The 12874-nt window shown below is 47.4% G+C and carries 15 protein-coding genes; 10 read left to right on the forward strand and 5 right to left on the reverse strand.

Going from position 1 to position 12874, the window contains the following annotated elements; translation table 11 throughout:
• The first annotated feature begins 240 nt into the window (after nucleotides 1–240).
• Nucleotides 241–795 (forward strand): TetR/AcrR family transcriptional regulator, encoded by a 555-nt coding sequence (locus NSQ46_RS15235; RefSeq protein WP_251534830.1) that lies wholly within the window; start codon nucleotides 241–243, stop codon nucleotides 793–795.
• A gap of 91 nt (nucleotides 796–886) precedes the next feature.
• Nucleotides 887–1570, forward strand: a complete 684-nt coding sequence (locus NSQ46_RS15240) for a DUF3995 domain-containing protein (protein ID WP_144869872.1) — start codon at nucleotides 887–889, stop codon at nucleotides 1568–1570.
• A 190-nt stretch (nucleotides 1571–1760) separates the two neighbouring features.
• On the opposite strand, the gene NSQ46_RS15245 is transcribed toward NSQ46_RS15240, so the two are convergent.
• Both NSQ46_RS15245 and NSQ46_RS15250 read right to left on the reverse strand, forming a co-directional pair.
• Nucleotides 1761–2594, reverse strand: a complete 834-nt coding sequence (locus tag NSQ46_RS15245; protein WP_341341973.1) for an ABC transporter permease — start codon at nucleotides 2592–2594, stop codon at nucleotides 1761–1763.
• A gap of 2 nt (nucleotides 2595–2596) precedes the next feature.
• Nucleotides 2597–3553, reverse strand: coding sequence for an ABC transporter ATP-binding protein (locus tag NSQ46_RS15250; RefSeq protein WP_341035028.1), 957 nt, complete (start codon nucleotides 3551–3553; stop codon nucleotides 2597–2599).
• 441 nt (nucleotides 3554–3994) lie between these two features.
• On the opposite strand from NSQ46_RS15250, the gene NSQ46_RS15255 reads away from it, so the two are divergent.
• The 7 genes from NSQ46_RS15255 to NSQ46_RS15285 all read left to right on the forward strand — a co-directional run bounded on the left by NSQ46_RS15255 (nucleotide 3995) and on the right by NSQ46_RS15285 (nucleotide 8776).
• Complete coding sequence (locus NSQ46_RS15255) at nucleotides 3995–4210, forward strand: hypothetical protein (protein WP_341033339.1); 216 nt, start codon at nucleotides 3995–3997, stop codon at nucleotides 4208–4210.
• A 35-nt stretch (nucleotides 4211–4245) separates the two neighbouring features.
• Complete coding sequence (locus tag NSQ46_RS15260) at nucleotides 4246–4683, forward strand: Rrf2 family transcriptional regulator (protein ID WP_007128073.1); 438 nt, start codon at nucleotides 4246–4248, stop codon at nucleotides 4681–4683.
• Nucleotides 4684–5072: 389 nt separating this feature from the next.
• Nucleotides 5073–6281, forward strand: coding sequence for an MFS transporter (locus tag NSQ46_RS15265; protein ID WP_341033340.1), 1209 nt, complete (start codon nucleotides 5073–5075; stop codon nucleotides 6279–6281).
• A 223-nt stretch (nucleotides 6282–6504) separates the two neighbouring features.
• The gene (locus tag NSQ46_RS15270) at nucleotides 6505–6966 is read left to right on the forward strand and encodes a MarR family transcriptional regulator (RefSeq protein ID WP_007128071.1); all 462 of its coding nucleotides are present in this window, start codon (nucleotides 6505–6507) and stop codon (nucleotides 6964–6966) included.
• Nucleotides 6967–6989: 23 nt separating this feature from the next.
• On the forward strand, nucleotides 6990–7628 hold the full coding sequence (locus tag NSQ46_RS15275) for a nitroreductase family protein (protein ID WP_251534836.1): 639 nt from the start codon (nucleotides 6990–6992) through the stop codon (nucleotides 7626–7628).
• A gap of 10 nt (nucleotides 7629–7638) precedes the next feature.
• Entirely contained in the window at nucleotides 7639–7935 is a 297-nt protein-coding gene (locus tag NSQ46_RS15280; protein ID WP_007128069.1) for a putative quinol monooxygenase, read from the forward strand.
• A gap of 355 nt (nucleotides 7936–8290) precedes the next feature.
• The gene (locus tag NSQ46_RS15285; RefSeq protein ID WP_251534838.1) at nucleotides 8291–8776 is read left to right on the forward strand and encodes a DinB family protein; all 486 of its coding nucleotides are present in this window, start codon (nucleotides 8291–8293) and stop codon (nucleotides 8774–8776) included.
• A 281-nt stretch (nucleotides 8777–9057) separates the two neighbouring features.
• On the opposite strand, the gene NSQ46_RS15290 is transcribed toward NSQ46_RS15285, so the two are convergent.
• The 3 genes from NSQ46_RS15290 to NSQ46_RS15300 form a co-directional block, all read right to left on the reverse strand.
• Nucleotides 9058–10605, reverse strand: coding sequence for a serine hydrolase domain-containing protein (locus NSQ46_RS15290; RefSeq protein WP_251534840.1), 1548 nt, complete (start codon nucleotides 10603–10605; stop codon nucleotides 9058–9060).
• Nucleotides 10606–10855: 250 nt separating this feature from the next.
• A complete protein-coding gene (locus NSQ46_RS15295) occupies nucleotides 10856–11431 on the reverse strand; it encodes a TetR/AcrR family transcriptional regulator (RefSeq protein WP_251534842.1) in 576 nt (191 codons plus the stop codon).
• An 87-nt stretch (nucleotides 11432–11518) separates the two neighbouring features.
• Nucleotides 11519–11977: a DinB family protein gene (locus tag NSQ46_RS15300; protein WP_342576944.1), complete on the reverse strand. Its 459-nt coding sequence runs from the start codon at nucleotides 11975–11977 to the stop codon at nucleotides 11519–11521.
• 293 nt (nucleotides 11978–12270) lie between these two features.
• Here NSQ46_RS15300 and NSQ46_RS15305 point away from each other — a divergent pair, with 293 nt between their 5' ends.
• Nucleotides 12271–12873 (forward strand): TetR/AcrR family transcriptional regulator, encoded by a 603-nt coding sequence (locus NSQ46_RS15305; RefSeq protein ID WP_210094856.1) that lies wholly within the window; start codon nucleotides 12271–12273, stop codon nucleotides 12871–12873.
• Nucleotide 12874 lies beyond the last annotated feature (1 nt).

The raw sequence follows: 12874 nt of genomic DNA on the forward strand, positions 1-12874 counted from the left end.
TTAGGGGTTCGCCAGCAATTTAACGAAATATACCCTAAGCCTTGAAATCATGTCAGATTTTAAAAAATCCTATCCTGCTCAAGCCGATGCCACGGTAAAACTCAAGAACTAGCCTCCTTTGTAGCTTTTACAGCGCTTTGCTGTTTGCAGCACCAATCATGCTGGAACAAAACATTGAAACATACCATACCGTATGGTATGGTTTTGTTGAGGGAATTTTTGGATGGAGGGTAATTTTGAATGGTCACAGAAAAAAAACGACAGTGGTTAGAGGAAGGATTTCTGATTTTATCCGAAGAAGGGGCTGCCTCCCTGACCATTGAAACGCTCATAGGACGTTTAAAGGTAACAAAGGGGGCATTCTACCATCATTTCAAGAGTTGGCAGGACTATAAAGAAAGTCTGCTTTCTCTATATGAAACAGAACGAACACTGAATACCATTGAGTTCGCGGAACAACAACTTTCACCCCTTGATAAGTTCGAATATGTCATGGAGAAATCGATACGCCGAAATCAAAACCTGGAGGTGGCTGTGCGTGCTTGGGCGTTAATGGAACCCTTTGTGCATTCTTACCAGCAACGAATTGATCAAAGGCGAATCGATTACCTTGAGGAGATGATGTTCCTTCTCTACAGAGATCGTGAACGTGCTCGTACTATGGCGCTAATATTTTACAGTCTCCATGTAGGAAGTCAACAGCTCCTGCCCCCTGTTAAGGAGCAAGATCTAGTGAAACTTTACAGGGAAGTACAGAAAGCTTTCAATATTCAGGTATCTATAAAAGATGTGTAGGTACTACGAGGTGTAGTAGGAATTATCAATGACGGGCTTTTCGCTTACGCGAATCGACTTTCAATTGTTACCAATGAGGGGGTGCTGAGTAATGGAACGTAATGTTGATTCATCTTTCGCTATTGGTTGGAAAAAGTATGCACGCTTTACAAAAACGTCAGAATGGGCGGCTTATGTTGGCTGCTTCTGGGCTCTCCTGTATGCGGTTTTCGTCCGATTCTATCAGGCCGCAGGAGGAACCATTGGCCTTTCAGCTCCAATTATTGATCCCACTGGAGGCATTTATAAAGCAAGTTACGTAGTTGGTGTAATTATTATGCTGTGCGGGTTTATTCTGTTGGGACTCGTAAAACCATGGGGGAGGGTTGTCCCTTCATGGATTCCATGGATCGGTGGAGTGAGTGTTTACCGAGGATTATTGTTATTCCCAACGCTGATTTGCTCTGTCTTTTTAATCGCCCATGGAGCTGCAGGAATCATTACAAGAGTCCTCTTTTTGACAGGCCTCATAAGTTTGAAAATGCCGCCGGCATTTAGCGGAGACGTGGATATGCGTGTCGATGCGCTGTGGGATCTGTTTGTATACCAACCATGGTTTTTCATCATGGGGATATTGTCAAGCTTATCAGCAGCCTATTATGTGCAAACAAGAGGCGTTTCACTCTCTGCTTTGCGACGGGGCACACTGATTTTCTCGTGGATCACCATTATCGTTACTGCGATTTTTGTTGCGGCCATCGTTTTTGACTTTGTTGATAAACTAAGCTTTTTTTAAGAAGAGTCATGAGGGAGTTCAGATGCAATGATAAACCATGTATAGAGGCAGCTGATCAAACGATCAGCTGCCTCTTGCAGCGTCTTAGCTGCTTGCAAATGCTTTCGGAAGTATGGAACGATGCCTTAAGCAGACAAGGAGGGAAAGGGCGATTTCGTTGACATATCATAGCAATGGGCTTTACCTCTTCCTACTTCTCAACACGCCAATCTACCTTTTTCAAGATCAATGCGATGGAAATCAGCGAGAACAGCAAGAGTACAAGCGTATTCCAGGCGACAGACCCGGACCAGCCCGAAATCAGCACCTCCCGCATGGCCTCAGCGGCGTAAGTGGTTGGGAAGATATAAGAAAGCCACTGCAGGATCGAAGGCAATTGATCCATATCCACCATGACTGGCGTCAGAAATGAAATGAACATCATCAACGCCTGAACCAGCATATTCGTCAATTGATGGCTAGGCGACCAGAAGCCGATCAGAACACCGGCGCCAACCACGCTAAAGACAGTGAGCAGCAAAACAGGGAGTAGTCCCCAGCTGTAGTGGAATTGTATGCCGTAAGCAAGTTGGCCAATCATCGCCAGGATGATAAAAGACGGTACGCTCATGATCAAGCCGCGCAGCAGATTGGCGAAGATGAAGTTTACCTTGGCAATCGGCAGTGACGAATAATACGTGAAGTGGCCTTGATGCTTCTGCCAAGATATCTCCTGAGCCATGGAATTGAGTCCCATGACGATTAAGCCGAATAGCATATTCCCCGTAATGATGCGGGTCATGACAGCCGGGGTTGGGTCGAGCGTAAAGAATTTGAGAAACAGCAGCGTCGTTAATGGAAACATGCATGCCATAAGGAAGATCCAAACCCACGCCTCGCGGATGATCGTGAACTGAATGCGTGCCAGGATCAGCCATTCCATGATGCGGCGGCGAACGGAGCCCTGATGCTCTTGCCCTTGGAGAAAGACCGCTTCTTGCAGTTGAAAGTCTCGGCTTTGCATGGATGGTTGAATTTTTTCCATGTTTAGACCACCTCCGCTTCGGCAGGCTTATCCTGTTCGTCATCGATATGAAAATAGACGTCTTCAAGATTCGGCGGAACCAACGAGTATTCTTCAATCGGTAATTGCTTCTCAGTCAGGGCGTCAATCGCGCGGCTGGCGTCTTGCTTCTCAATCAGTGTCCGGATTCGGTTTTCTCCCATTTTGGTCCAGTGACCCAGTGCACTTAAGCTTTGGCAAACATAATCGCTTTCGCCTAAGGAGGTCGTGATTTCCAGCTTCATCCGCTGATCGACCCTTTGTTTCAACACACTGACATGATCGATGGCGAGCAGCTTGCCATGATTTACAACAGCTACTCTGTCCACGACCTGCTCGGCCTCGAGCACGTTGTGTGTTACCAAGATGACGGTGACACCTTGGCAATTACGTTCTTGTATCAGATCCCATACGAGCCTTCTCTTTTTCGGGTCCAGTTCATTGGTCGGCTCATCCAGAATCATGACGGGGGAAAACCCGATCAAGCAAGTTCCAATCCCGATTAACCGCTTCTGTCCGCCGGAAACGTTTTTCAGCAGCTTATGTCGGAGATCCTGCATACCAAAGCGTTCCAACAATTCCTCTGTTTGCTCTACGGCGGACTCCTTCGTCAGCCCCCGCAATCTTCCCGTAAAATACAAAGCTTCCCAGGTTTTTAAACTGGTCAGGGCGTGAGGCTCTTGCGAATAGTATGCCACCTCCTGGGCAACTCGTTTGGTTTGGGTCTGTACGCTGGTTCCTTTGTAACGAACCGTACCTGAGGTGGGAGCCAGGTGACCTACCATCTGCTTGATTAGCGTGGATTTGCCTGCGCCATTCGGACCGAGCAAGCCGAGAATCTCTCCTTGTTGAACGTCGAAGCTTATGTCTTGATTGGCGACAACCTTTCCTTTTTTGTACGTTTTATTCACATGCTCCAATTGATAAATCAGCTTCAAGATTCTTGCCCCTTTCTGTTCGTATGGTTTTGCTGCTGCGTGTCTGAACCTCATGAGAGTTTGAATTCGTTGGTTGCTTAATCGTTTGATGAGATGATTCTAATAGCGTGCTTAACGGTAAATCAGCAGACGTTACTCTAAAGATATCGTAATGTGTTTCCATGGAGTGACGGGCGGTAGAATGGTTTTCGTCTCCGTCGGAGGACGGAGAAAGCTGCTATGCTCCTTAGTCCAATGCTTTGATTGGCAGGAAATTTATAGCTGTTAGAGAGACATCATCTTCTTCCGTGTAACCCCCAATAACTTCTTGCGCGAAATTACGGTAATATCCAACACAATTTCACCCCACACTTCAAATGAATTTTTATTTTAGAAATTTTGCGTCCATTTGCTATTTCCGCCGTCTTCCTACCGTAGTACAACATTATGGAGGAGTTGGTTGAAATGGATAAAAAGAACATTTTGCGGATTGGCGATGATAATGCAGGTGCCTGGCATCCGCTTGGGCCTGTAGCCAAAGAACTTGAAAAGATACTGGATGGAGAATCTCGGCTAATCGTAACTAATGATTATGAAAATTTATCGATACTCGATACTCATCAATATGACGCGTGCATTTCCTATGCGGATAGGAAATCGTTGACTGGTGGGATTCAATGAAACTATAATGGTTTTATTGAAAGGGGATGCCGAACATGGCCATCGTTAGCCGTTATACAATTGCGCTTCATATTTTGACTTGGCTGGCCTACTGGGCGGAGAAGGACGAATTTTTCCCTTCCGACCGGATCGCGAACAGCGTGGGAACGAGCCCGGTTTTTCTGAGGCGGATTCTCGGACAGCTCGCGAAGGCGGGCCTGGTACTCGTGCAGCATGGCGGGACAGGGGCAGGCTGGAAGCTAGCTCGCCGTCCGGAAGATATCAGCCTGCTGGACGTGTATGAGGCTGTTGTGCAGACACCTCTGTTCGAGATGCACCACAGCCAGCCGAACCCCAGCTGTATTATCGGCCACGGCATTCAGCCTGCCCTGCAGCGGGTTTATGAGGACAGTGAGGAAGCGTTGAAGCTCCGGCTGGCACAGGAGTCAATCGGCGATCTGGTCGCTTCAGCGCTTGAGCACGGGAAACTGTGATGCCGCTACAACGGCAAACATCTGAGAAGAGTCGCTCGCTGGTGGGCTGTCAGAAATGATGGACCGATCAGACACAACTGCTGGCTTGGATTCCGGCCGGTCCGAGAACCCCGGCAAGGAATCCGGCTTGCCGTTTGATTAAGACCGATCCGCGTCTTTTTCTACGCTAATCAATGTAACTATTTCAGTTGCAATGAGAAGGAGGAGGAAGATTTCAAGTTCAGTTTAGAACGGAAGCGGCGCATCTAGGCATTCAATGTAACTGGTTCAGTTGTGTTGATGGCATGAATGGTTCAGGCTGTCGCCGCAAACCAAGCGTGTTTATATTGCACATTGTAACTTATTCAGTTCCATTGAAGAGTCGATTTTAGATTAAGGAGAAGGATTTCATGGACAAACGAATTTTTTGGTTAGCGCTCGGATCCTTCGCGATCGGCACGGAAGGGTTCATGATCGGCGGTCTGCTGCCGACACTGGCGGCGGCGCTGCACGTGTCGACGGCGCTTGCCGGACAGCTGGTGACGGCGTTCTCGCTCGTTTATGCCGTGTCGTCGCCGCTGCTGACGACACTAACAGGGAGGATGGAGCGCCGGACACTGTTGTTCGGCTCGCTGCTGCTGCTCGCTGTCGGAAACGTGGTGTGCGGGTTCGCTTCCTCGTACGGCTGGATGCTAACAGGTCGGATCGTCGCTGCGCTGGGAGCGGGCCTTTTCTCGCCGGGTGCAGTCGCCGCCGCCTCTACGCTGGCCGCTCCTGAAAAGCGAGGGCGTGCGGTGTCGATCGTCGTAGCTGGGCAGACCGTCTCCCTGATCCTGGGCGTCCCATTCGGGACGTGGGTCGCCCTGACGTTCGACTGGCGCATGACGTTCTGGATCGTCGGCGGGGTAACGCTGCTCGCTGCACTAGCTATCCAGCTGCAGTTCCCTCGGGTGGCACCGGCTGGGGCGGTCGGCATGTGTGAGAGACTGTCGTATTTGAAGCAGCCGGAGCTGCTATCCGCCTTGCTGACAACGCTCGCTTGGGCTACCGGAATTTTTTCGCTCTTTACGTACGTTTCCGAACTTTTCGCCGGCTACGGTGCTGGTGGCCGGATGATCAGCGTCGTGCTGTGCCTGACCGGTATCGCCAGCTTCATCGGGGTGCGGACGGGGGGCATCGCCGCGGACCGGATCGGCCCGAATCGGACGGTCCCGCTGGCGCTGATCATGCTCACGGCCTCGCTATTCCTTCTGTCTGCGTTGAACGGCTTTGCCGGCCGTCCCGGCATTCTCGTACTGGCGGTGAGTGCAATGGCACTGTACGGGTTCAGCGGCTACATGTTCAATCCTGCGCAGCAGCATCGGCTGATCGGGCTGTCAGGACCTTCGTCAGGCATCGTCCTGTCACTGCAGTCTTCCGTCCTTTACGTGGGAAGCGCTTTGGGTGCGTCGGCTGGTGGAGCCGTCGTGCGTTTCGCCACCGCCGGGGAAATCGGCTATTTCGCTGGCGCTATGACGGCGATGTCACTCGTCTTGTTCGCAGTGAGCCTGCGCCTGGAGCGGCGTGAGGCACATTCAGGTCACTCGCCCGCCGCAGACGATTCGGGCGCTTCTGGATAAGCTACGCAACAAACATGATGAACAAATCTTACGGCGGGCGCAAACTTATAAAACTGTAGTCGCTGGTTTGCTTTGGAACGTAATTTGATACGATCAGGAGCAGAATAGTTCCGTAAGCTGGCCCCTGAATAGAACCGTTGTCGATATTTTTTTCTCCCAAGGACTTGATTTTTTATAAATAAAGATTTATGGTTGACCCATCAATCATTGAGGAGTCAATGAATTGAAGGAGGTATTTATCATCTCTACATGTCATACAGAGGACCTGCTGTACTTGTTAATGCATTTAAACAAGCATATTGCAACCCGGTTTGAACGATGTGCAGGAGTAAGTCCCAATCGGCTCGAACTCCTGTGCAAACTGACGGGCGGCCAGATTAGCCAATCGGATCTGCAGAAGGCAGTGTCTATTGATCCGGCTGCGGTGACCCGTCATGTTCAGCAGCTGGAAGCGGAAGGAATACTTCTGCGAACAAGATGTGAGAGCGATAATCGGATTACGCTGGTTCAGCTAACCGAAGAAGGTAAGAGAAAGGTAGCGATGTTTAAAGCGGAGAAAGACCGATTTATGGAGGAGCTGCAGGCAGATCTTACGGAATCGGAACGACTTGGCATGATTCAAGCTCTACAGAAGCTGAACTGCAAGATTCAACAAATGAAAGAAATAAGCAAGACTAACTCATAATAGAGATAAAAGGAGAGAATATCATGACTGTAACTACCCTAAACAATGATTATAAAGAAATTATTACTTCCCGTCGCTCCGTGCGTGTGTACGATCCAGCGGTCAAAATCAGCCGCGAGGAAATGACTGAAATTTTGGAAGAAGCGACTTTGGCGCCGTCATCCGTCAATCTTCAGCCTTGGAGATTTCTGGTTGTCGATAGCCCGGAAGGTAAAGCTACGCTTGAAGAGCTTGCGCCAGGCAACAAAACGCAAGTTACAACTTCCTCTGCCGTCATTGCCGTTTTCGGGGATATGAACGCATTTGACAATGCCGACGAAATTATGGGGACCGCTGTGGAAAAAGGGTATATGCCGCAAGAGATCAAAGATCAAATGATGGCAAACTATACGGATCTTTTTGCACGTATACCAGCACAAGCTTTCCGCGAAATGATTCTTATTGATTGCGGCTTGGTATCCATGCAGCTGATGCTTTCTGCTCGTGCCCATGGATATGATACAAACCCGATTGGCGGCTATGACAAATCCAGAATTGCGGAAGCATTTGGTATGGAGAAGGAACGTTATGTACCGGTTATGCTGATTTCTGTAGGTAAAGCCGCTAAAGAGGCACGTCGAACAACTCGTCTTCCAATTGACCGCGTTGCGGAGTGGAAGTAAGGTTATGGACATGATTATTATTCATGCAAAAATGAAAGTAAACCGTGAACTGGAAGCAGAATTTCTGGAGTCCGTACAAGATCTTATAAAGTCATCCCGCGCGGAAGCAGGGAATGTGTCCTATAAGCTCTTGAAGGATACAGAAGAGGATGACACCTACGTGATGGTTGAACAGTGGAAAGATCAAGAAGCAGTGGGGGCTCACAATGCAAGCAGCCACTTTCAGGCGTTCGTTGCCCAAGCACCGAAATATCTGGCAGCTCCGTTAGATGTTCAAGCTTTTTCTGGTCAGCCTATCCGTAAATAAATTCAAGATCAAAAGTCAAAAAAAAAGGTCAGCCCTTGAGGGTTGACCTTTTTTTGCATCCCGTTATGCGCGAAAGAATCAGCTCGATATTATGCGTATCAAAATCTTGGATTGCAATTCGAAAAGGATCCAGGATTATTCGCAATCGACTCTAATTACGAATAGTTGATGTTAACGTAATGCATAGAACATTTGAAACACTGACATTATGCTGTCAATGTTTCAAGCCTATAGTTGAAGTAAGTTTCCTAAAGCGTGGATGCATCTAAGCAAGTCTTCATAGACAGAGGATATTTCGATTAGATCGCGAACTATGGTTAGGAGTAATAAAGTCTTTATTTCAGGAGGCGGCGACATGTTGAAACTATTCGAATATAACTGGCAGGTTCGCAAAGATTGGTTTTACTGGTGCGATACGGTGAGCGAGGAAGAGCTACTGGCAAGACGGACCGGAGGCATAGGCAGCATTCTCTACACACTGTATCACATCGTGACCGTCGAATATGCTTGGTTGTGCGGGGATTTGCAAGGGAAGGAGCTTGACATCCCTTCGTTCGAGGAGTGTGCCAGCGTGCAAGGATTACGGGATTATTCGGATCGGACCCATGCAGAAATTGCACCTTTCATCTATGCTTGGAATGATAGCCTGGAAGACCGTATTATGGTTGACACAAACCAGGACGGGGAGCAGGAATACTTTACATTCGGTGAGGTGATGCGGCACGTGATCGCGCACGAAATTCACCATATCGGTCAGTTGTCTATATGGTCACGGGAAATCGGAAAGAAGCCGGTTACGGCAAACCTGATTCGAAGAGGGCTATTCGATAAATCACGTTGAAGAAGGCTATTCGATAAATCACGTTGATGTATTGGATATACACGAGGAATATATCTCTTGCAACAACGAAATGTAAATTCAAGAGATGATGAGCAGCCGTTACCCGGTGGAAACCCGAGAAACGGCTGTTGTTATATGCTTCTGGTAGAAGGGCACTCATACCAACGAAAAAATGCCCGGGAATAAGATTGCCATCGACACCAACCGCCGACCGTAATGTCTGGCGGGTGAAAAAGTTGTGATGAACGAAACCTCTCTCCAAAGGGTTCGCGTCCGGTTCGTCATCCTTGGTGGCGGAACCGCTGCTCGTTTTTTTTGTCAAGCCGAATCGACTGAATCAACTGAGTCAATTCCATGCTTCCCTTCATTGCCATAAGCACAGACATGATCTTTACCCATAAAATGACGTCCGGCTGATAGATGGTGGCAATATGCCATACTGGCATGATTTTCGTCGTGCTCAATATCAGGATGATTAGAGGGCCTGCGAATTCCAGAGCAATTTTCGATACAACTTTAATCGATATTGCAGTATCAGGATCAGGCTTCTTGAAGCCAAAACAGCGCTTCGCAGTACGAGCGGTCGAGTATATTCCCCAAGCGCTTAGCACGAATATGAGTCCATTTATAAGCAAATATTTCACCGAAATGCTAAGAAATGTTCCTTCAAACGGATGCCCATTCAGTATGCTAATGACACCGGAAGCAATATCGGTAGTCGTAATGACATGCGTTTTGAGAAAAGTGGAATCGATCGCGCCCAGTACGTTGGAGAAAACGATAACGCCCAGCTCTTGCTCAGGAACAATATAGGTTTGGGCTTGGAAGCCTATTGAACCACCCGGCTGACCAATAACCGGCATCCCGTTCATGCGGCCCGACATCCAACCCATGGCATACGTTCCCGGCACAGGTTCGGTCTGCATCAGTCGCACACCTTCCGGAGAGAGCACAGAATCATCTTCAAAGCTGCCGCCGTTTATTTGTGCGATCAAGTAATGGCTCATGTCTTTTGCACTGGAATAAAGATACCCCGCCGGAGCATCCCCTGGAATAAAAATATAAGGGCCGTCGTAAGCAATATTGTGCCCAAATATGCGCCGGTATGGCGTAGCTAACCCGTGCTCGGCTGCTTCATCGTGCGTAACGAAGCTGTTCTGCATAGAAAGTGGACTAAAAATATGTTCCTTTACATAGTCGCCATACGATTGGCCGGACACTTGTTGCACAATATAGCCAAGCAGTACGTAATTAGCGTTTGAATACCTATAGGAATGTTCGGTTTGCGTGGTATTCTGTAAAAACTTTTCCGCATAAGATAAGGCGTTTTTCTCCAGAGCATCTTGATCTTGGTCATTGATGCTTGACAGCGTATTGCTAAAAGTCGAGATTTGGGAGAACCCGCTTGTTTGGTTTAGTAACTGACGTACAGTAATAAACTGTGCACCTTTGAATTTGGCAGGGATGTAGCGCTGTATAGGTGCATCTATGTCAAGTTTTCCTTCTTCCGCAAGCTGCAGAACGGCCATAGCTGTAATTGACTTTCCGATCGAGCCTATTCCAAAAGGCGTTTCGGGTGTTACAGGACGGCCCGAAGAATCAGCTTGACCATATCCTTTCAGGTAAAGAATGCGATCCCCCTGTACAATCCCGAGAGCCAGACCCGGCAGGTTTTGCCTTTCCATCTCACGAGCAATATACGCATCCACTTCGGAGAAGTCAGAATCTCCATTGCCCTCTGCTTTCGAGCTTCCATCGCCCAGCGTGGAAATAAACAGGCTGAGGATCAATAAACTTCCTACAATGATGGCCACTTTCCTAATATTCATTTTCATACCACCCGAACCCCATTATTTTTAACTGCACATTGATTCAAAATTCGAGTATATTCTTGATGTCAAAATCGAAGGGCAGCAAAGTTCACGCTAGATTAACTTCATAAGATTGACCGCTTGCCAAAATAGATTGCATTCGGTTTTGCTACCGTTTATGAATCGGTACTTTCATTTATGCACGGAAGCTAGAATGAATATATTTATATTCATTCACCCAATGGTTAAAGGAAAGGCCTATCATGAATCATCTAGGATGATCCGTTAGGCCCTTCAGAATAAATTCCGCTAGGTATTGAATAATTTGAGGGAAGTATTGGATACCGATTTCATCTTTATGCGTATCGATGTAAACCAACGAATCAAAGAAAACGGGGAGTAGCTCTTCATCAATATCCGCTCTGATTTTCCCTGCAGACTTCCAGGCTTTAAATAGCTCTGTGTAAAGACTTCGGAAGGAGTCCAGATTTTTGCTGCCTTCTTGCCTGTAGTACTGCTCCAGTTCCTTATAGAAATCCCGGTTGTACCATTCCTTCAAAATTGGGTTGGTGTTAACGGCCTCGATATTCTTCGTTACCAGTTGGTTTATCAGCTCCAGCGGTTCTTGCTCTAAATCAAGCGATTCGAAAAGTCGTTTCTTGAGGTTCTCATTTTCTTGGATATAGATCTCTAAAAACAACTGCTCTTTAGATGAATAATAATTGTAGAACGTTCCAACGCCAATGCCGGCTAATTTCGCTATTTCCGCGATGCTGGTCTTCTTGAATCCTTTTGAACTGAATATCTCCTTCCCGCATTTAAAGATGTCTTCTTTCTTGCTCATGACTCATTACTCCGTTCGGAATGAATATTTTTAAATTCGTTCATATTGAAGCACAATGCATAAGTTCTGTCAACAGCACACACCTAGTCAGAAAAGCGGTCCGTCGAATCCGTTCAACCGTGCAATGACGCCGATTTGACCGATATGGTACGACTCATGATCGAAAATATGATGGAAGATCCATCGGAGCGTCGGCGGTGAAGGCGGTTCCCAACCGTCTGAAAAATGAGGGAGCTGTATGGCTGGCTCGTCTTCATCGTATTCCATGGCGCTAAGTTTGAGGTCAGTATGGTTACGTATGTCGATATATGCCTGGAGAATCTGCTGTGGGTGATCCAGAACGCCTTTGAGCCGCCGCTCTTCTTTAAGAGCAATCACGTTAATCCATTCGTCTTCGCTGCGAGCGATGTGCTCAACGATCCAAGCGATGGAATTCGGGTGGTCCGGATGCCTTGCATACGACTGTGCTTCAGTTAATTGATTTAAATAAGGAATCAATATCTTTCTTGCGTCGTTCCGATAAGGAAAAAAGGTAGCGAGTTTCATAAAAGCCTCCAATAAAAATAGAGTAGGTAGAGGTTGGCAAAGGTTTATCATGTGTCAGTGTAACTTATTTATGGAGAAGGGAGCAACGGATAACGATGTTTGCATCCAAATTTATTGAACGATAAGAATCGCCGCATCAGTTGCGGCTTTTATGTATTGTATTAAGAATCATCAAATATTGCATGTCATGGGCAGTCCATCAGAAGGCAGCGTCGAATGACTTGATCTATATTTCCACATGATGTATATTGGTTTTACATAGACATATCAGCAGGTCAAAAAAAGGAGGAGCCATGTCACCACGTACCAAAGAACAGAATGATGCGATCCGGGAGATACGGATGAACCAAATTATGCAAGCGGCTGCTGAGGTTTATTTGGAGAAGGGGATTCAATTGGAAATCCGCGATGTTGCGGTCAAGGCAGAGCTCGGCTACGGAACCGTGTATCATTACTACAAAAATAAGCAAATGCTTTTGGAAGATTTACTGTGGGATGCCCTGAATCGAACGGAGTCGGCAGTTCAGCCCGCTTTGACGGGGGAGGGCGGCCGTTCGCATGAAGCTGAGTCGTTCTCCAGGCTGCTCCTGCGGAAGTGCATCCAGGATCCTTCCGTATTTATTTTGCTTAAATCGGTTGCGGATAATTTTCATCACTTCCCCGGAAACCGGTTCATCAAGCTGTTTGCCGATTTTCAGGAGCGGATCTATTCGCCTTTTGTGGAAATGATTCGTGAAGGAATCGACTCCAAATCCCCGGAGAAAACAGCAAATCTGATATTTGGCTCTCTTATAGGCTGTGCAGCATTGAACATCCACCACAACATGCAGAGCGAGTTGGATGTGGAAGGGTTTGTCGAGATGATTTTTTCAGCTTTACAGTCAAAGGGGAGATAAA

Source organism: Paenibacillus sp. FSL M8-0142 (assembly GCF_038597315.1).
Classification (GTDB): domain Bacteria; phylum Bacillota; class Bacilli; order Paenibacillales; family Paenibacillaceae; genus Paenibacillus_AQ; species Paenibacillus_AQ lactis.